Below are 19,347 nucleotides of genomic sequence, written 5' to 3' on the forward strand. Positions count from 1 at the left end.
AGATGAAAACAACAAACAAATCATAATTAAACTAACCGAAAAAGGATTTACAACAGAAGAAATAATCGAAACACTAAACGTAAGCAAAGACTTCATCGAAAAAACACTCGCCAAATAAACCACAAAAACCCAACATCCCTACGAAATCACAGGTGGAAACATGGAAAACGTAGAAAGATATGCGCAAAAATATACACAAGACAGAGTAGATGAAAACAACAAACAAATCATAATTAAACTAACCGAAAAAGGATTTACAACAGAAGAAATAATCGAAACACTAAACGTAAGCAAAGACTTCATCGAAAAAACACTCGCCAAATAAACCACAAGAACTCAAAAAATTCATCAAATATTATATGTAGAAGACAAATTAATAACACTTATCCTTGCCGTGTTAAATATATAAGCTTAAATTCCATACTATTTTTTAAAAATAAGATTAAAAATCTATTTTTTTATTATTTAACGATGCAAGCAACCACTTGCATGCGAAAAACTTTATATATGGTCTTGGATAGACTATTATATACCATTCTCTTAAAAAAAACAAGATGTGAAGGTATTTACCATACTCAATACCTACCCATCTGAAAAAAATAACTAGTACAATATTAATGAAAACATGAGAATCTCATTAAAAATCAGGTTATACTAACCAATAAAAATTCACACTAAATAAAAACCAATAAAATAATGGGGATGGAAACATGAGCCTCTCATTAAAAATCAGATTATACTAACCAATAAAAATTCACACTAAATAAAAACCAATAAAATAATGGGGATGAAAACATGAGCCTCTCATTAAAAATCAGATTATACTAAAAACATATATAAAAATTATATTCAAAAAAAACTGAAAAAAATCAACCTAAACTGCTGCCTGCCTGAAATAATTCAATGCGGGCGGCATGAAAACTCCCTTTTTATAAAAAGCAATAATTAATATATTCTCTTTTTTAACCATATAATTTCAAATTTAACAATATTTTCTTGAAATAAGTTTCATACTCGATTTTTTTACCATTTAAGATGCAAGTAAGCACCTGCATTCGAAAAACTTTATATAATACTCTGTATATAATACTTAATAGGTCTGAAAAGTCCTGCTCAAAGTGGCGGGAAACTTCCAGACGAAACCCTTGTGATTGGGATCACAATCGATATTTCCCAAATCACAAATGAATATCCTCCCAATTTATACATTATAATATATTGAGTTAACGCTGCCTGTTTTAAAAGCCAACGCCAAATCCTAATTTTACTTAATTGCCAGAACCATCCAAAGCTATAAATATTCTCCGTTATAGATTAAACCTTGTGTGAATCATGTGCATTTGAGGTATCAAGATGAAAAGGTGCAGTCGCTGCGGGCAGGAAAATAAGGATGAAAGCAGGTTTTGCCAAAACTGCGGAGCCGAATTGAGCGTTTCCAATTCTGCAAACATTCTTGAAAGATTCAAAAGCTCCAACAAATTCGTTAAGATTATTGTTATAGTTATTGTAGTTTATCTGATCCTATGGACCATCGGAATGATTCCACACATCTTTTTTGGAGTGCCTCTTGACTCCTACAGCGAAGAGGCAGACGTTCGCCATCTGGAGGATTTCAATGCCATTGACATGGACTGTGATGGAGCATTGACTTTTGATGAGGCCGACGGATATGCACCTGACATTGGCGAGGACGAGCTGTCAGAAATCTTTGATGAGGCCGATAAAAATCACAATGGATACCTGAAGGGCGGAGAATTTGACAATTACGTCTACACTATTGAAAAACATTACAAGGATTTGGAAAAGCAGAAAAAGGCTGATGAACAAGCGGCAAAGAAAAAAAGCAGTTCAAATTTAGTTCCTACAGTCAAGCTTGGAAAATGTCCATCCTGCGGAAGCGATGCGAGCTATATGTATGACTATTACGATGAGTTCGGCCGCCCGTATTACCAATGCAGCGTATGCGACTATTGGACCTATGATGAAGGGGAGTTCTATGAGGGCTAAAATTCCCACAAGTTAATGAAGAGAATTGAGCATAAGATGCCCCCAGTATTGAAATTCCTCAATCTGCAAAAATCTCATCATACTCGATTTCCATACCCATAATTTTATACCATGCATAAACCTTATCCTTACCTGACAGAATATTTGGGTCTTCTTGCCTTTTGCGAGCGAGCTCTATTTCTTCAGGACTAGGAAGCTTCTTGCAATAGTATTCTGCAGTATTTGTATTATCAGCCATAGAAACATACTCCTTTTTACATATGTATATCATTTATGTTTTTATTATTTATATAATTTAATAATTGATTCCCATACTTGATATCGTGCATTTTATTAATAATTTTCGAATCTGCATATCTAGAAAGGCAATCTTCAAGTGAAGCCTCTGAAATGATTCTTGAATACATATTTAACTCATATAATAACTGTTTATGCAATCCTTTAGCTTTCAAAATCCAAAATGAATCAAAACCTGCAATTAATTCATAATCTTCAAAGCTCCTGTTAAAAATTCCAAAGTTTATATCAGACGGTGCGGACAAAAAACTTTTTGGATGATTATGAATTGATGCAACATAACAATCTTTAAATTCGTTTATATTAATTTATATAAATTATAAACCTTTATTTTAAAAATAAAAAGTAAATCATTTAATAAATGAATTATTAAGAGTAATTTTACAATATTAAAGCAATATTCTAATCATAAACAACTTATTTAACTTAAAACATTCAGTGGACGAACCTTATAGGACATAATATACGTAACTTATTTTAGACACCAAACCACATCAACAACCAACATTTTACTGTGTTAAAAATATGTGCCAAGTCTATGCTATTTTTTTAAAATAAGATTAATAATCTCTTTTTTTAGCATTTTAAATGCAAGTAAGCACTTACATTCGAAAAACTTTATATAATGCCTTCAATATACCTAATAAAGAGGTATGAAGACGTCCACGCAACGTGGAAAAATTTCAACCTCAGGTATTGTGAATTTATTCACAGCAATTTCCTCCAAATAAAATCATTGTTATTTCCCTAAATACAATATTATTTGGGAGGGGGCAAAATGACATTCAATTTTGCCCAAAACCATTTTACAAAAAATATAAGAGTGATAGAAATATGATAGGATACTGGATTATGAAAATTTATACGAGTGAAGAAGGTAATGAAATAATCAAAGAAGAAAGAAATAAAAGAGACGAAATGAAAAAACTCGATTGATAAAGTTAATCACCAAAAAACCATACCTGCAGAAATCTGCAATCATCATTAAATTGAAATGTTGCTACCGGAAATGAAATACTGGAAGCACAACTATCTATTTTTTTAGGAATCATATTTAGAGATTCGATTTACGTACATAATATGCAACATTATTAAGATTACGAAAACTAATCCTTGACAAAGTAGCTGTAAAGCTCGTCTTTAACTTCACTTAAAATTTCAAATGTGAAATTGACAATAGGCTGATCCTTGTCGTTAATGTTTCTAAAAACCTGTTTGTATTTAAGTGGAGTTAATTTGCCAATATAATAAAACTCTATACCCTCATCATTATTTTTCTGAATGAATAGCTCAACATCCAAGTCAGTATAGTTAATCAAAGGTTCCAATTCTGGTGATGATGTTCTACGATTGTTTCTACTCATCCATGAGAATGTGTTCTTATCAATGAAATGGTCAGCATAGTTGATTGTCTCTGAAATGTCTTCTGACTTGTTGTATGTGACAAATATAGGGCAAGTATTGTACTTTATCTTGTACCCTCCAATGTTCTGTCCGTTCATGAAGTAGTCCCAGTTGAGAATTCTTAAAACATCCTCACGAGAGTATTTCTCATAGAGCTTGAATGAGTCGTCTGACTTATATACTGTCTCATACTTGTGGAATGCATATTTCAATGCGTCATTCAGGTGATCGTAATATGCAGGATTTGACAGGCTTGCTTTGAAGTGGTCAGATATTTCAAACTTGTAATCCTTGTTGTTTTTTAGGTTTTTAAAGACATCATCATCATAGTTAAAGAAAAGATTGACGGGATTACCGACCACGTTTGTAATAGTGTTTGCCTGATAACCTTCGCCTTTCTCCTTCAAGTAAAAGTTCAGGCTCAAGAAGTTGATTGCTCCTCTGACTGAGTCGAATTGATTCTCCAAACCAAAATTATCTTTTAAACATTTCTCAATTTGTCCAACAGTGAAATACTTGTTGTACTTTAGACATTCGAGAATGATTAGCTCATGAGGCCTGATACCCTTCAAGAGTTTTTTTGAAATCAGTTTCAATGAGTCGAGTTCCCCATCTGAAATCTCGCGATTGTAGTCGTCATCGATATCCTTTAGGAATGTGTAGTAAGTCGGATAGTCCTTGTGATTTAGGATAAGTTCAGGATTGAATTCTGCGTTGATTGCGAAGTCATATAATGAAGGGATTCTTCCCAACTTGTATTTTAATTGATTGTACTTTTCCTTAAACAGTGCCTTTCTTGAGAAGGAAGTGTTGTTGATTGACTCATATATACGCTTACGTGAAATCTCATCAAAGTTGATGGATGAAGCTCCTGGAATTATCTTGTTTCCTTCCATAAGATACTTTCTGATTTTATCCTTGTCATAGGACCTGTCCCCTGAAAGTGCAATAGGAATCATGAAGTTGTTCTTGTAGTTTCCGATAAAGTCCAATATGACAACATATTCCTTGTTCTGGTACTTTCTCAGTCCCCTTCCGAGCTGCTGGATGAAGATGATTGGAGATTCTGTAGGTCTCACCAACAGCACCTGGTTGATTTCTGGAATGTCAACACCCTCATTGAAGATGTCTACCGTGAATATGAATTCTAGATTATGTGGATTGTCGTCATTTGTTAGCCTGTCGATTGCCTCAAGACGCTTTTCCTGTGAGTCGTCACCGCTCAGGAATTGTGATGCATATCCACGCTTGTTGAACTCTTTTGCTAAAAGTTCCGCCTCTTTTTTGCGTGAACAGAACACAAGTGCCTTTCTTCTGTCTCCTGAATATCCGTAAAAGTCAGACTTTTCCAGAAGATAGTTGACACGCTTTTCGGAAGCTAATAAATTGAAGTCTGTAAAATCATCATCGATTGTATTGTCCTCAAACTCAACGTCAGTTATTCCAAAATAGTGGAACGGACATAATAAATCCTCTTCCAATGCCTCCTGCAATCTGATTTCATGGGCAATGTTGTTGTCGAATAGGTCGTATATGTTGAAGCCATCGGTACGTTCAGGTGAAGCGGTCATTCCAAGCCAGAATTTCGGTTGGAAATATTGGAAAATCTTTTGATAGCTTAAAGCACCCGCCTTGTGCACCTCGTCGATTATGATATAGTCAAAATGATTCCTGTCGTATTGGGTGAAAATGTCATCCTTTGACATTGTCTGGATTGTTGCAAAGACATAGTTTTTATTGAATTGCTTGCTTGTTCCTGAAACGAGACCAAAATCCTCATGATTCGGGAAAATGTTCTTGTAGGCGTTGATTGACTGCTTTGCAATCTGCTCCCTATGAACCAAAAATAAAAATCTTTTAGGATTAAAATCCTTTACCGCAAATGCTGAAGCATATGTCTTACCTGTACCTGTGGCTGAAACCAGTATTGCACGGTTCTCGCCATGTTTTATCAAATCTCTTAGGTTTGAGAGAAACTCCTCCTGCATGATGTTTGGAGTCAAATCCTTGATGTGAGTGTCCTTTAGCTTTTTGGTGATTTTGCGGATTTCCTTGAAGTTCTTGTTGTCATTGTAGATTTTCTCATACTCAGGAAGGACATCTCCTAAATCGTCTGCTTCCTGCCAGAGAGTTTCAAACTCGTTTATTAAATCTGTGAGCATCTCCCCCTCATTCAGGGAGGTGAACTCAATGTTCCATTCCTTGTTGACTGATAATGCATTCATGGTCAGGTTTGAGCTTCCAACAATCGCCTTGTATGAATCATTGTTTTTGAAGATGTATCCCTTGGTGTGGAAACCCTCATTTTCCTGGGAATACAATTTAACCTCAATGTTGTTGAATGATTGCAGTTTTTTTAATGCCTTAGGCTCTGTAAAGTATAAATAATCAGTTGTAAGGATTTTACCTTTGATGTTGTGCTTTTCAAGATAGATAAAGTCCTCTAGGAGTGGTGTGATTCCACCCATTGTGATGAATGCAGATGAGAATATGAACTCCTCACATTCCCTAAGCTCATCCTTGATGGAATTGATGACCTTATTCTCATTGTCATTGTACAGCAGCTTGGGCCTAAAGTCAGAACTGGAGTTGTAGTCGCTGTCGATGAACGCCGTTCTGGCCCCATTTAGAATGTCTTCAATGTTCATTGTTGTTCTTCAAGGTGTTTAATTAGTTCTTTGAGTTTGTCCACTTGAATTTGAAATTCCTCTTCTCTTGGAGATCCTTTGACCTTTTCAAGCTTGGATTCAAGTTCGGTTAGTTTTTGTTTTGCAAGTTCTATTCTTTGGTCTACCATATTAATCCTCCATTGTTTCTTTTAAGTAGTCAATGATTTGAAGGTCTGCGGGAATCCAGTTGACCTCATCTAATTGATTTTTAGTGAGCCATCTGGCATCGTTGTGTTCTAGAAGTTTTGGGGTTCCCTCTTCGATGATAGATTCATAGCAGGACATTTTGAGATAAAAAGTAGGATATTGGTATTCTAAATCTAAGGCAAATTTAGTAGGTTTTATTGTGCAGTCGAGTTCTTCTTTAATTTCTCTAATTAGTGCTTCTTCTTTTGTTTCTGAGTTTTCTATTTTTCCGCCTGGAAATTCCCACATGTTAATGAACTCACCGTAACCCCTTTTGGTTGCAAGGATTTTATTGTCCTTTTTGATAATGGCTGCAACAACATTTAAAGTTTTCATGATTAATATTCTCCTGGTTAAATATAGGGCAGCTTACGTTATATAGTTTAATAATTCAAACTGTCAAAATCTAATGTAATTAAACCTTGATTATACAATAAAGTCTTAATAACTTCTTTAATAAATACTTCCAGATTATTTTCTTCAACATCATCATTTCCAGGAGTTAAAGAAAATGCACCTACAGACGGGATTATTGTATTTGTCTGAAAGAATTGTTTAGTCTTATTTCCAGGATATAACACATATGACCCTTCAGTCATCAAAATTGAATCCTTATAAGTATGCATTTTGTAAATATCCCCATCCTTGAAAACATATTCCTTTTCTTCAAGAGCATCCCTTTCATCAATTTCCTTATCCAATTCATTATCAGAATTGATAGTTTCATAAAAATTAACTATTTCCAATTCAGAACGGTATTTAGCATCAAAATGAATATAATTAATCTCACCATTTATTTTAACAAGTAAAGTATAATCCGGTTTAAATGCCAATGAATATGATCTATATTGTGAACCATCTGAAAATCTCAAATTGTAAAATAACTCGATTTCAATATCATGTTCATATAAATTCAAATAGAACCTTTTTCTAGACTGAACTCCCTTTTTAATACTTATTGACCAGTTATCCTTGTTAATCTTAAATACATCTTCGAAACTAATTTTTTTAACACTTAAATCATTTAAAACTTTCAATATCTTAAAGTAACACCAGTATTCATATAATTCTGATAATTTCTTTTCAAATCCTTTGAATTGATTGTTGATTTCATCCCAACTCAATCTGAATGAAAATTCAAGCATTAGGAAGTATTGGAAAATTTCTCTGTAACCTTCTTTTTTCTGCAGAATCTGTGAGTTAAATGGAACATATTCCATTGTTGAAATATGATTGAAGAATTTATTTGAGAGATAATACTCGATTTCATCCCTAAATGACAATAGTTTATCGTTAATGTAACCTTCCTTTGAATTTTCAAGTAATTTTTCAACCAAATCTTGAATTAACTCTAAAAAGTATTTGAAAAATCTGTTTTCTGGAATGTCAATGATATCCTCATGTTTTGTTTGGTCAATTTCCAAGGGAATGTAACCTTTTAACTTGCGAACTATTTCAAAGTCCGCTTTGGATTTGGATAATTTATTTGGTTTTGAAATAATGTTTTTTAAAGTATATTGATTAACATTTGACGCGAATGAAATATGAATCGTTTCAATATTGTTTTTAAGTTGCGAATGTAAGTTTTTAGATAAATACTCAAATATTGAGGGTAAATTATCTTCTCTAAACAGATACTCCAAAAACATGAAATCTTCATAATATGTTTCTTTTTGGCGATAATCAAGCTCAAATTCCTGATATAATGGAGAGTTGACTTCAAATATCAAACTTAATGAATGCTGTGATAAATCCGCTATCATTGCAGAGTATTGATTAAAGTAATCTATCTTTTTAGACCTGACTTCAATTGGAATTTTAACTGAATTGATCCCCTCTTTTCTAACATCCAAAAATGATTTACCAACATAACTTCTAAAATTAAGGGTTCCAGCAATTTTATATTGTTTATTGTCTCCTAATTCAAATCTAAATGGCTTAAAATGATTGTCATTTATTTTAGTTAATGAATATAATACATCAAAACTAGCTTTGGCATCATTTGATTCGAATAATATCTGATATTCAGTTTCTTCTAAAAACATTAACTTGGCAAAATTAGCCCCAATATCTGGACAATACTGAATAGGAGTTTGATTATCTGGTTCATCAACAATCGGAACATTATCTAATGTTATGGAATGTAAAATATTAATATTGGATTTATCATTCCCAACGTAATCTAGTGAACTTACTGTTAATGTTCCTAAATCAATTGAATCTTCATCAGTTAAATAGATAATAACATTTTGCTCAATCATTTAAATCTTAATTAATAAATGAAACATATCTTTGATCAGACAATACTTTAGCCATGTCTTTTAGCTTTAAAGCTGAAGTGTAGTATCTGCAATCATCCTTATTGACAATTGTATTTTTAGGATTTTCATTATTATTCCTGTCAATCAAACAAATGTTAAATAAGTTAGTTAAAACATTACCAATAGCTTTTTCAGACCCGTGAAGTTTTGGAAGTATTTTTTGCTTGATTTGAGCATCAAAGTATCTCACCCAGTTATTCCATTCTCTTGGGGAGTTTTCATATCTCCATGCAACGACCATGAATCTTAAAATCTCATTGATTACTCTAAAACCAAAGTCAAAACCTGAACCTTTAAGAGTTTCCTGAAAAGCAGTAAGCTCCATAGCCAAAGTATCCCATAGATTATCCCCTTCAAAAGTGATTCCTGAAAAAATATCTTTTAAATCTTCAATATTTAAATTTGAAATATCCGAATCTCTTAAAGGATCTTGAAGATAACCAATGTCTCCCTCGAAATCACCTGAGTTATTGCTTGAAGACATATAATTCCATGCGGATACGGTCTCAAATTCGATAGTGTTAGCTCTGTCCAATACTTTTGGAGAGAACATGTATGTTGTTTCATCAACATTAACAGTTCCGATTATAAATAGGTTATCTGGAAGTTTTAAGGTTTGGTTATTACCATATAATGGAATTTCTTCACCGCTTTCAATAGCTGAAAGGAAATCAGCAAAATATCGTTCAACATGAGAAAGGTTCATCTCATCTAATATTAGGAAATAAGGATTTTCAGGGTCTTTTTGAGCTTGTTTAATTAATTCATATGCAGGGGTTGATTGGTAACCCTCTGTGATTACATTATAATATCCAACAATGTTAGTGTTATCTGTCCAGTTAGCTCCAACTGGAACTATTTGATATCTTGGATCTTTTTTATCATATTCCAGTAAAGTTGTTTCTGTTTTTTCTTTAGATTTGTCACAGTTAAATTCAGGAACAAAACCTTCAAAATCAAAGTTATCAATTTTAAGTTCTATCTTTACTTCTTTACCCATGTTTGTATTTAAATAAGATTGCAGTCTTGGATTGTTTTTAAATGTGAATCTTGGCAAGACTCTAAATCTGGCATCAGATGTGAAATCATCCACCATAATTTCACAGTTAATATAACCATTTTTAAATGGAAGATATTTAAAAAAAGAAGAATTTAACATCCACTGCCTATCTTTTGCAGCAGTTTTATTAGCTTTTTGAGTTAAAATTATTGATCCATTAGTTGGTTCATAATCATCAGATATTTTTTTAATATCAGAACAATTAACAAACATGTCAACAATCATCTTGTCGTCTTTTTCATATAACTTTTTAAAATACTGCTGTAATTTAGTATTTGAATAATATAACTGACAAACTATATCAATATGCCCTTCTGCAGGAATGTCATCAACTAATAAATCAAAATTAACTTCACAATTCCTAATAGGCAATATTTTTTCAAAATCGTCCTTTGCAACAGTCCAACCCATACTTTTCCAAGAGGAATAATTAGTTTTAGCTTTTACTTTAAAATATTTTCCATGTTCAATAACTTTAGGAGAATTATTTCCCACATCATTAATTAAAAATAAGGCAAATAATTGAGATAATTTTGTTTTACCAGTACCAGAATTTCCAGTAAGTATTTCAAATGGCTTAACTTTTAAGGATAAAAGATAATTTTCAATTAATTCCTTGTCAAAATAATATCCTTGATCTATCAAATATTTATAAAACGAACCTACCTGTACATTTTCAGACATAAAAACACATCCAAAACAATATTGACTTGATTAATACATTTTATATATAACCAAATATTAAAAAATGTCGATCGTTAACTAGTAAAAAATTTTCATTTCAGATTGCACATTGTGTTTAAAAAGATATAAATTATTACAAATATATATTCATTTAGAGGTGAACTGATGGAGGAATACTGTACAAATTGTGGCACAAAAATAACAAACAATGCCAAGTTTTGTCCAGAATGTGGAGAAAAATTAGAAACGAAAACAAATAATTGTTGTCCAAAATGTGGAAACGAAATTGAAGCAGATGAAGAATTCTGCAGCAAATGTGGAGAAGGTCTCAAGCCCAAAACTGCTTCAATCAAAAAAGAGCACAAAATAATAATTGCTTTAGGCATTGGAATAATAATTCTTGTAGGATTGCTTTTAAGCGGAGCGTTTACAAGTAATGACATCCCCCTGGGAAACAAGGATTTCGGAGGAATCACCATGCTTGTTCCAGTAGGCTCCAACTTTGTTGAAAGCAATTCACTGCCTGATTATGGCGTTGGAGGATTTGTAATGTACAAGAATACGGGAAAATATTCCCATGATGCATTCACAATTACATTTTCAACCACAATCGGCAAAGGTGCACCGTCATCCTTTATCCTTGACAGACAAGACGGAGACATCAGCATCTACAGAGATGCCAATGGTGAAGATGGCCTTTATATGATTCGTGAAGTTGGAGGAATGAAAGTCGACATAATCGGAGGAAACGAGGAAGTCATGAAGAAGATGTTGAATTCCGTTGAGATAGACTCAACATACAGCTTAGATTAGAGGGATTTTATGGATGAATACTGTACTGAATGTGGTGCGAAACTTAAAGAGAATGCTGAATTTTGCACCAAATGCGGAACTAGAATAAACAGTCATTTATGTCCAAACTGCGGATCAAACATTGATAAAAGTGGAAATTTCTGTGAAGAGTGCGGATGGAGACTGAAAGAAAAGGAAAGTATCCTTAAAAATAAAAAACTACTTATAATACCGGTTGTGATTATTGCCCTGATTGTTTTACTTTTCCTAGGTCAAACAATCATCAACCAGACTGTTGAAAAGCAAGAAATTAGTGTTGGCGACATCACATTAAACATACCTGCTGATTTCAAATTGAATGATGAAAAAAGCGATGATAAACAATTTGCTGGAACCAATAAGTATTGGGACACCCCAGATGGAAAATATATCCAGATTCTGGTTATGCCAATATCAACCAACGATGATGGGAATGTCATGTTGGCAAGCCTTGGAGGCACTAAAGAAACAAAATATGAAAGGGACGGTTATCTGAACAGATTTGAAGATGGAGGCGCCGCATTTTCATATAATGAAAACAATGAAAATATTATAATTATGGTATCTGAAGAAAACCTCTTCAATCAGATAGATATACCCAAATGATTAAATGTTTTTAAAACCCATCACCACAATCTTTTTTTATTTCCATAAATCCCATGAAAAGCACATTTTTTTATTCAATGTCCAGAAACTATCACAATATATAAGTTAAAAATGAACAATAAGCTAGTAAAACACCTCAGAAGAAAAAATCTGCTCAAATGTTCATGCTATAACCAAAAAGAGAAACTTTAAAAGCACATGCAATATAAATATAATATGTTAATAAGATGAGGTTAAACTATGAACAAACAAACCAAAATTGTATTGGCCGTTCTTGCAATATTCATTGTCGGAATGACGTTAAGCGTCGCATTTGCAGAACCTGCCCACGCAAAGAAATATAAGAATAAAAAAAGCATCACTGTAAAAGTGAAAGATGGTAAAAAGACCATTAAAGTTAAATGCAAATATAAAAAAGGTTATAAATCATATTTAGGACATAAATATAAAAATGGTAAAAGATACGACGTATCCGTATTCTACGAGAAAAAGAATGGCATGCAATTTGGTAAAAAAGGATGGTGGACTTCAGCAACAAACGGCGGAATGGAAGACTGGGCCAAAACTGGTGCTGAACACAACAGGCACCATCCAGTCACCAAAGTAAAATTACATCACTAAAATAAAGGAGAATAAACATGAACAGACAAACAAAAATCGTACTGGCGATTCTTGCAATATTCATTGTCGGAATGACTTTAAGCGTCACATTTGCAGAACCTGCCCACGCAAAGAAATATAAGGGAAAGAAATCATTGACTGTCACCATAAAAGACGGTAAAAAGAAAGTTAAAGTAAAATGCAAATACAAAAGAAGCACTGGGGACTACCAAGGCAAAAAGGGCAAATACATTGCCACTGTCTGGAAAGGACCAAGTCAAAGCCCTGTTTATAAAGGCTGGAACACTGTTGCCAAAAACACCAAAACATGGAAAGTGTGCAACAAGCTCGGCCACAAAAAACCAGTGACTAAAGTAAGACTAAACATGTACCAATAATCTATTCCAGAGGATCAAATCCTCCAATTTTTTCTTTTTTTCTTAAACGATTATCATATAACTTAAACATTAATCCTATCAGTTACAGGATGTTAACCGTTGATTGAATAATAACAAGAATTATCCACTCCAACTTCCAATGCCGTCCCATACCCTCTCCAGGTTACGGGCCAATCCCGGACCCGGCGCATTTGCTGAAAAGATTCCATGCGCCCTGAGCATAAGGTCCTTTCCGCCTGCCCCGTTCAGCTTTCTTCCAATCGCCTTTACCTGCTCTGCGCTTGGAGAGTCTGTGAGAAATCCTCCTGGATTTTGACTGTAAATAAATTACATTCAAAAATCATGAGATTAAAGATGAATTTGCTTAAATCCCACTTCATCAGAGTTCAGGCAATGGAAGTGTCTAAAAAAAGAAAAAAGATGGATGATAGTCATCCATTAAATTATTTTAAGTTTCAATGCTGTTTTCTCGTCAACCTTACCGGTCACTTTCAGTCCATTGGCTTTTTGGAACTGCTTGACGGCCCTGACAGTGCAGTCATGGTAGATTCCGTCAACCATTAGGTAGTGGCCCTTGTATGACAGATAGTATCCGTTCTTTTTCAGTGCCCTTTGAATCTTTTTGGCTGTTGCCTTGTCCTTGCTTCCTTTGGAAACTGTCTTGAAGGCTGCCTTGACCTTAATATTCACTTTCTTGGTTGCCTTCTTGTAGTATGCATCACCCTTGAATGTGACTGTTGCCTTGTAGGTTCCCTTCTTGGTCAACTTGGCAATCTTGAAGGTCGCCTTGCCCTTGCTGTTGGTTGTGGCCTTGTATGTCTCACCGTTGACTATCAATGTAACTTGGGCTTTTTTGATTGATTTACCGGTCTCATCCTTCAATGTTACAGTGAATTTCTTGGTTTTAACAGTGGTTTTGAAGGTTTTTACCTTGGCGGTTATTTTTGATGCCAGTTTGTTGACTGTGACCTTAACCTCTTTTGATGATGCAGTATAGTTGTCATTTCCCGCAAATGCAATCTTTGCCACATACTTATCCGGAGCAAGGCCCTTGGTTGACACCTTAACCTGTCCTTTTGCATCGGTTGTGTATTTTTTAACACCTTTCAAGTCAACGCTTATGCTAGCTCCTGCCACAGGCTTGCCGTTTGCGTCCTTTAAGGTTATGACAAGGTTTTTGTTGTCATTGTATGAGGAGGTTACGTCATCGGCTGCAATCTCTGTTTTCATCTGTGTGATTGGAATTTCAATTTCAAATGAATAATCATCCATCACCACACTGACTGTTCCAACTCCAAGAGCGGTTCCTGTGAACTGGACTTTTTGGCCGAGGGTGACGTTTTCATAATCACTGAGTTTCCCGTTGGAGGCAAAGAGTGTCATGAGAAACTCAGGCAACAGGGAATTGTCATAGTCTAAGACTTTACCGGAAGATGCGTTATATAAGTACAGCTTGAATGTGACATCTGAAGTGCCTGAAAGTGGAATTTCATCAGGTTCAGCTGTTGCATTTAAAAACAGCCAGGCGTTAATGTTATCCTGTGGCGCTTCATCATAATAATAAGCATTGTTTCCAAACCAGTTGTTGTTTAAGTCGAGATTGAATGTAAAGTCGAAAGAAGCACCTGAAAAGATGAAAATGTTGTTATTGATTTTAGACGAATCAGCCTGAGATCCTACAATGTCATTTCCTATGAACAGGCATCTTGAAATTGACATGCAATTGGCGGTACCCAAATATATGGCACTTCCACCCTGTTCGGCATAGTTGCCTATGAAAGTGCAGTTAGTCACATTGTTCCATCCTCCCTGATATTCAATGGCTCCTCCTTTAGGGGCTGAATTGTCAATGAATGTGCAGTTGTCAATAACACAGTCAATTGTCTTAACGCGAACAGCTCCCCCTCCGAAAAAGAAGCTTTGATATCCATTTTTGAAAACTATGTTTTTAAGTGTCACGTCACCATACTGAACATCGAATATTCTTGCCTTGCCGTCGGCATCGATAGTGTGACCTTTACCGTCAATGGTAATGTCGTCAACAATCGGGATTCCGTTGGTGTATCCAAAACCTTCATATGTATAATTGTTTTCCAATGTTATTGTTGAACCGTAGCCCGCATAGATTTTGCTTTCCAAAGCTGCAAATGTTCCATCATCAGTTTCACCGATTGGTTGAGTCTCATCAGCGAAAATGACTTCACTGTTCTCATCATCTTGTGACATTTCCATTTGCGAATTGTCCAAACTGACCGCCATTGTGTCATTCACATCACCTGCAAAGGCACAGGTCATGGTGAACAGAACGCAAAGGAGCAATATTAATGTTGAAAAGCTCTTTTTAAACTTCATTTCCATAATCCCTCCCTATTGGAATTATGATTGAAGGTTTATCACGAGAGATATATAAATATAGCGTAAAAAATAAATGCCATAAGGCGATTTGAATAAAAATAATTGAATAATCAGCCATCAAGGGGATGACTGATTTTATTTAAATGTTTAAGCCTTGATTTTGTCCTTATACCAGACAGTGACCTTATACGGAATGTAGCCGTTTACAAGATTTACATTGATTGCATAGCCTCCATTCTTGGATGTCTTGGTGATGACCTTTCCGGTCTTCTTGTTCTTGAAGAAGAATTTGGCCTTTATGATTTTTGTGTGTTTTGGAAGTTCAATTCCACTGGAAAACCCTTGTACATAAGCTCCAGGATAATATTGTCCATATTTTGTCGAATAGATTGTATACAATCCATCACCATTCTTCAGTTTCTTCACCCCTGCACCAGATTCCGATTTGTGAAACTTCACATTGACCTTGTGAGTTCCCTTCTTCAAGACCACAACGGAAATCTTTCTTTTCTCCTTGGAAACAGGATTGTAGGCAGTTATCTTGTGTTTTCCGACCTTGAATGTGCTTCGGATTTTAATGTATCCCTTGCTGTTGGTCTTGAACTTGTACCAGTAGCCGTTCTTCTTGATCTTCACAACCTTGTTTTTAAGGGCATGGCCCTTGGTGTCCAGGAACCTGATTTTGAACTTCTTATGGCTTGTCGAATACTTCACAAGCTCCTTTGTTGGTATTGTGGATTTGATTGTTACCGTATTGTCTGCGCTCCAGTAGCTTCTGCCATCGTCTGACTCGATGTATGTTTCAACAGAATGCTCACCTACATCATAGTTCAATGGGAAGTATACAATTCCATTGCTGTTGGTTGTCTTTTCCTTATAGTTTCCAAAGTCAATACGGAATGATACATACACTCCCTCTTCAGGATAGTAATCCTCATCATATACCTTAACCTTGAATTTTGTGTCTTCATCCCCGTAATATTTCACCACATTATGAGTTACGACCGTGTCATCCACATATGATTCGTCCACATTGGCATCATAGAAGTAGGTTTTCTCCAGCTTTTCATCCTCATTGCTTACGGCCATTACATTCTCATCATCAACGACCTGACCCATAATGTCTGTACCATTGTCCTGTGCACAGACAGAAGTGACAGACACCAAGAATACAAACAAAACCAATGAAATAATCAAATATTTTCTTTTCATCTAATTCCTCCATTAATCATGATAAACTCCTGCTTCCTCATCCCATGCATCATTTGATCCTATATAGTGACCACCATGCTCTGAAGTGTAGGTATAACCATACTTTTTAGCCTCCTTACGTGTGATTCCTCCAGAGTCAACTTCCGGACCATAACTGTCAGAAGAGCTTTTTGAAGATGAGGATTGACTAGTGTGCTGAGAACTTGATGTCTGCTGTATTTCCACAGGTTCCTCCTTGATTTCAATGTTTTGGGAAGTGTTGTTTCCAGTGAAGTTGTCATTTCCCCCAAAGCTGACGGTAACGTCATAGCTTCCTTCATCAAGGCTCAAGGCCAGATTGGCATTTCCACTTGAATTTGTCCTAACAGTCTCATTTGTGACAACCTTACCTGTTGAATCGCAAACCAAAATGTTGACGAACTCGTTGGCGATTGGTGCTTTGCCCGAATCCTTCAATTCAACGGAGACATTATCTCCACTGTAAATAGTTGAATTGCTTGTTATCATCAATTCTGATGCTTCCTTTTGCGGAGACAGCATCATGAATCCAAACACCGCCGCAATTGCAACAACAATGACAACAATCAATCCGATGAGTATAATCTTATTTTTCTCCATAATTTCACCATTATTATAATATTGTGGTTAAAAGGATATAAATCAGTAGTGCCAATATAACATATAACGACAAGTATTTTTTTTACAAGAAAAAATCTTTCAGAAAAAAAGAGGAGATAAAATGAATAAGAAACTACTGATCCTTGCGATTTTAGCAATTTTCATAGTGGGCATGGTTTGCGCATTCGCCTGCGAGCCTGTTGAGGCAAAGCATGTTGCAAAAATCAAGAAGGTTAAAAAATATTATAAGGCCAAATTCAAATATAAAGGCCACAAATACAAGGCAAAACTTAAGAAAAACAAGAAAGATTCAAAATATTATGGAGATAAAATATACGACACCACTAAAAAGAAAGGTGGACACATATTCCGCCTGTATCATACCGACTATCCTGATGATTTTGGTAAAAAAGGATGGAATTTCTGCAAACTAAGAAACAGTGCAGGAGACGGACATTTATACTATAAAATCAAATGGGTTTAATCCCTAAAAAACCATCACCAATAAAATATATATTGAATAAATCCCAAAAACTAACATTAATCATACCATATTAATGTAAGGGGTAATAATTTTGACAGAATTTCCATATTCATACCCATTTGATAAAGAAATCTATAAAAGGATAATGAGCGAAGAGATAGACAAGAGGGATGACCTTAAAATAATAGAATTGGACAATGCATACATTTTACCTTTAATATATAAACCGAATCATCTTTTTGGCTGTGGAGGGGTTGTTGACGAGAATATGAATTACATTAATGAATCAGCAATTCTTTCAAGAGCGGGCGTGATTTCATATCCTCAAAAAGAAGAGGACCGAATTTTGGAAAGCTATGTCAATCACGGATATGAGTTTGACTGTGAAAATGTGGATTATATTGATGAGGAAGTTGTTTATCTGGGATTCATTCAAGATCATTGGGGCCATTTCATTGTGGATTTCGCCACAAGATTATGGATTGTCAACCGGTATGAAAACCGGGACATAAAATATGCTTTTTTTATAAAGGAAAATCAGAAACTGGACTTGCACCCGAATATTTTCCGATTCCTGGAACTTTTGGGAATCAATAATGAAAACACCATGTTTGTCAATGAAATTACAAGATTCAGAAAAGTCATTGTTCCCGAATGTTCCTATCAGACAAACAGTTATTTTTCAGATTCCTATTTGGACACCTTTGATCATGTGGCGGATAAAATTAAAGCTACCGGAAAAACCTATGACAAGGTTTATTTTTCCAGACTGCATTTTCCCACAGCCAAGGAAAAGGAAATCGGTGAAGAGTCAATTGAAAATCTATTCAAATCCAATGGCTATAAAGTCATATACCCGGAAGAGCACTCCCTTGACGAGCAGATAGAAATAATCAGAAACGCTAATGAGATAGCTGCCATTTCAGGTTCTCTGACACATAACATGCTTTTTGCCCAAAACGGGAAAAAATTGACAATCATCAATAAGGCCTATATCAAGAATATGGTTCAGCGCGACATAAATCTTATCAGAAAACTGGATGTGACTTATGTGGATGCCTTTGAAGCCTGCATGCCGGTTACTATGGGATTCGGCCCATTCCTATTGTCATATACCAGTCATTTATCACAATATGCCCGTGATCATGATTTTAACATTATTGTGCAAGAATTCTCCGGCTTCTTTAAGCCGGAGATGAATTGCACTTTTAAGAGTGTTGTTGAATTTTTAGAATTTTTTTTGTAAAATAAAAAATATGCTGTATTACTTTCCAAATGCTCTTAGATAAACTCTATTTATTATAAATGTATATAAGTTGTTATAAGAAAAGAAAACATTTTTTTGAAATTAATCAAAAAAATTAATGAGATCTTTGTCTAAAAAAGTGTGAGGAATATAATATGGTTGATAAAACTTTTATTTTGACCGATAAGATTGAGTTTGTCCCTGATGAGGATTTAGAAGGGGAATTGAATTTCAATTTACGGGCAGCCGGTTATGTATTCAACAAAACATTAGAATACAGTATTTACCGTGAAAACCTAGTCAAAGAATTTGGAATAGGTAAAACATGTAAAATCAACCGTAATTACACACAAAAAATCGTAAGAACTC

The 19,347-nt window shown here is 34.7% G+C and carries 18 protein-coding genes; 9 read left to right on the top strand and 9 right to left on the bottom strand.

The window, feature by feature from the left end:
• The first annotated feature begins 160 nt into the window (after positions 1-160).
• Complete coding sequence (locus ILA26_RS04275; protein WP_292894404.1) at positions 161-325, top strand: hypothetical protein; 165 nt, start codon at positions 161-163, stop codon at positions 323-325.
• A gap of 1,028 nt (positions 326-1,353) precedes the next feature.
• The gene (locus ILA26_RS04280; protein ID WP_292894406.1) at positions 1,354-2,007 is read left to right on the top strand and encodes a zinc-ribbon domain-containing protein; all 654 of its coding nucleotides are present in this window, start codon (positions 1,354-1,356) and stop codon (positions 2,005-2,007) included.
• Positions 2,008-2,065: 58 nt separating this feature from the next.
• Here ILA26_RS04280 and ILA26_RS04285 read toward each other — a convergent pair whose 3' ends face one another.
• The 6 genes from ILA26_RS04285 to ILA26_RS04310 all read right to left on the bottom strand — a co-directional run bounded on the left by ILA26_RS04285 (position 2,066) and on the right by ILA26_RS04310 (position 10,628).
• Positions 2,066-2,245 carry a hypothetical protein gene (locus ILA26_RS04285; protein WP_292894408.1) on the bottom strand — a complete coding sequence of 60 codons (180 nt, stop codon included), beginning with the start codon at positions 2,243-2,245 and terminating at the stop codon, positions 2,066-2,068.
• A gap of 1,165 nt (positions 2,246-3,410) precedes the next feature.
• The gene (locus ILA26_RS04290; protein WP_292894411.1) at positions 3,411-6,356 is read right to left on the bottom strand and encodes a DEAD/DEAH box helicase; all 2,946 of its coding nucleotides are present in this window, start codon (positions 6,354-6,356) and stop codon (positions 3,411-3,413) included.
• Positions 6,353-6,505 (bottom strand): hypothetical protein, encoded by a 153-nt coding sequence (locus tag ILA26_RS04295; protein ID WP_292894414.1) that lies wholly within the window; start codon positions 6,503-6,505, stop codon positions 6,353-6,355. The genes ILA26_RS04290 and ILA26_RS04295 overlap by 4 nt, the downstream gene beginning before the upstream one ends.
• A 1-nt stretch (position 6,506) precedes the next feature.
• The gene (locus ILA26_RS04300) at positions 6,507-6,899 is read right to left on the bottom strand and encodes a (deoxy)nucleoside triphosphate pyrophosphohydrolase (protein ID WP_292894417.1); all 393 of its coding nucleotides are present in this window, start codon (positions 6,897-6,899) and stop codon (positions 6,507-6,509) included.
• Between the two features lie 47 nt (positions 6,900-6,946).
• Positions 6,947-8,824 (bottom strand): DUF2357 domain-containing protein, encoded by a 1,878-nt coding sequence (locus tag ILA26_RS04305; RefSeq protein WP_292894420.1) that lies wholly within the window; start codon positions 8,822-8,824, stop codon positions 6,947-6,949.
• Between the two features lie 7 nt (positions 8,825-8,831).
• On the bottom strand, positions 8,832-10,628 hold the full coding sequence (locus tag ILA26_RS04310; RefSeq protein ID WP_292894423.1) for a hypothetical protein: 1,797 nt from the start codon (positions 10,626-10,628) through the stop codon (positions 8,832-8,834).
• A 165-nt stretch (positions 10,629-10,793) separates the two neighbouring features.
• Between ILA26_RS04310 and ILA26_RS04315 the strand changes: the two genes are divergently transcribed.
• The 4 genes from ILA26_RS04315 to ILA26_RS04330 all read left to right on the top strand — a co-directional run bounded on the left by ILA26_RS04315 (position 10,794) and on the right by ILA26_RS04330 (position 13,063).
• A complete protein-coding gene (locus ILA26_RS04315) occupies positions 10,794-11,441 on the top strand; it encodes a zinc ribbon domain-containing protein (RefSeq protein ID WP_292894426.1) in 648 nt (215 codons plus the stop codon).
• Positions 11,442-11,450: 9 nt separating this feature from the next.
• On the top strand, positions 11,451-12,065 hold the full coding sequence (locus ILA26_RS04320) for a zinc ribbon domain-containing protein (protein ID WP_292894429.1): 615 nt from the start codon (positions 11,451-11,453) through the stop codon (positions 12,063-12,065).
• 240 nt (positions 12,066-12,305) lie between these two features.
• A complete protein-coding gene (locus ILA26_RS04325) occupies positions 12,306-12,686 on the top strand; it encodes a hypothetical protein (protein ID WP_292894432.1) in 381 nt (126 codons plus the stop codon).
• Positions 12,687-12,703: 17 nt separating this feature from the next.
• The gene (locus tag ILA26_RS04330) at positions 12,704-13,063 is read left to right on the top strand and encodes a hypothetical protein (protein ID WP_292894435.1); all 360 of its coding nucleotides are present in this window, start codon (positions 12,704-12,706) and stop codon (positions 13,061-13,063) included.
• A 438-nt stretch (positions 13,064-13,501) separates the two neighbouring features.
• On the opposite strand, the gene ILA26_RS04335 is transcribed toward ILA26_RS04330, so the two are convergent.
• The 3 genes from ILA26_RS04335 to ILA26_RS04345 all read right to left on the bottom strand — a co-directional run bounded on the left by ILA26_RS04335 (position 13,502) and on the right by ILA26_RS04345 (position 17,248).
• Complete coding sequence (locus ILA26_RS04335) at positions 13,502-15,421, bottom strand: peptidoglycan-binding protein (protein ID WP_292894438.1); 1,920 nt, start codon at positions 15,419-15,421, stop codon at positions 13,502-13,504.
• 144 nt (positions 15,422-15,565) lie between these two features.
• The gene (locus ILA26_RS04340) at positions 15,566-16,630 is read right to left on the bottom strand and encodes a hypothetical protein (protein WP_292894441.1); all 1,065 of its coding nucleotides are present in this window, start codon (positions 16,628-16,630) and stop codon (positions 15,566-15,568) included.
• Positions 16,631-16,642: 12 nt separating this feature from the next.
• Positions 16,643-17,248 (bottom strand): carboxypeptidase-like regulatory domain-containing protein, encoded by a 606-nt coding sequence (locus ILA26_RS04345; RefSeq protein ID WP_292894444.1) that lies wholly within the window; start codon positions 17,246-17,248, stop codon positions 16,643-16,645.
• A 121-nt stretch (positions 17,249-17,369) separates the two neighbouring features.
• On the opposite strand from ILA26_RS04345, the gene ILA26_RS04350 reads away from it, so the two are divergent.
• From ILA26_RS04350 to ILA26_RS04360, 3 genes are all read left to right on the top strand, one after another.
• Positions 17,370-17,732 (top strand): hypothetical protein, encoded by a 363-nt coding sequence (locus tag ILA26_RS04350; protein WP_292894446.1) that lies wholly within the window; start codon positions 17,370-17,372, stop codon positions 17,730-17,732.
• A gap of 91 nt (positions 17,733-17,823) precedes the next feature.
• Positions 17,824-18,978 carry a glycosyltransferase 61 family protein gene (locus ILA26_RS04355; protein ID WP_292894449.1) on the top strand — a complete coding sequence of 385 codons (1,155 nt, stop codon included), beginning with the start codon at positions 17,824-17,826 and terminating at the stop codon, positions 18,976-18,978.
• A 155-nt stretch (positions 18,979-19,133) separates the two neighbouring features.
• The coding region (locus tag ILA26_RS04360) for a hypothetical protein (protein ID WP_292894452.1) at positions 19,134-19,347 on the top strand (214 nt) is incomplete at its 3' end.

Origin of the sequence: Methanobrevibacter sp., assembly GCF_017940815.1 — an archaeon.
Classification (GTDB): Archaea; Methanobacteriota; Methanobacteria; order Methanobacteriales; family Methanobacteriaceae; genus Methanocatella.

Excerpts from the sequence above, each read along its gene's own strand:
- ILA26_RS04280 (WP_292894406.1), top strand. The coding sequence starts at position 1,354 with ATGAAAAGGTGCAGTCGCTGCGGGCAGGAAAATAAGGATGAAAGCAGG.
- ILA26_RS04325 (WP_292894432.1), top strand. The coding sequence starts at position 12,306 with ATGAACAAACAAACCAAAATTGTATTGGCCGTTCTTGCAATATTCATT.
- ILA26_RS04345 (WP_292894444.1), bottom strand. The coding sequence starts at position 17,248 with ATGGAGAAAAATAAGATTATACTCATCGGATTGATTGTTGTCATTGTT.
- ILA26_RS04350 (WP_292894446.1), top strand. The coding sequence starts at position 17,370 with ATGAATAAGAAACTACTGATCCTTGCGATTTTAGCAATTTTCATAGTG.
- ILA26_RS04310 (WP_292894423.1), bottom strand. The coding sequence starts at position 10,628 with ATGTCTGAAAATGTACAGGTAGGTTCGTTTTATAAATATTTGATAGAT.
- ILA26_RS04340 (WP_292894441.1), bottom strand. The coding sequence starts at position 16,630 with ATGAAAAGAAAATATTTGATTATTTCATTGGTTTTGTTTGTATTCTTG.
- ILA26_RS04290 (WP_292894411.1), bottom strand. The coding sequence starts at position 6,356 with ATGAACATTGAAGACATTCTAAATGGGGCCAGAACGGCGTTCATCGAC.
- ILA26_RS04275 (WP_292894404.1), top strand. The coding sequence starts at position 161 with ATGGAAAACGTAGAAAGATATGCGCAAAAATATACACAAGACAGAGTA.
- ILA26_RS04305 (WP_292894420.1), bottom strand. The coding sequence starts at position 8,824 with ATGATTGAGCAAAATGTTATTATCTATTTAACTGATGAAGATTCAATT.
- ILA26_RS04300 (WP_292894417.1), bottom strand. The coding sequence starts at position 6,899 with ATGAAAACTTTAAATGTTGTTGCAGCCATTATCAAAAAGGACAATAAA.
- ILA26_RS04295 (WP_292894414.1), bottom strand. The coding sequence starts at position 6,505 with ATGGTAGACCAAAGAATAGAACTTGCAAAACAAAAACTAACCGAACTT.
- ILA26_RS04335 (WP_292894438.1), bottom strand. The coding sequence starts at position 15,421 with ATGGAAATGAAGTTTAAAAAGAGCTTTTCAACATTAATATTGCTCCTT.
- ILA26_RS04330 (WP_292894435.1), top strand. The coding sequence starts at position 12,704 with ATGAACAGACAAACAAAAATCGTACTGGCGATTCTTGCAATATTCATT.
- ILA26_RS04315 (WP_292894426.1), top strand. The coding sequence starts at position 10,794 with ATGGAGGAATACTGTACAAATTGTGGCACAAAAATAACAAACAATGCC.
- ILA26_RS04285 (WP_292894408.1), bottom strand. The coding sequence starts at position 2,245 with ATGGCTGATAATACAAATACTGCAGAATACTATTGCAAGAAGCTTCCT.
- ILA26_RS04320 (WP_292894429.1), top strand. The coding sequence starts at position 11,451 with ATGGATGAATACTGTACTGAATGTGGTGCGAAACTTAAAGAGAATGCT.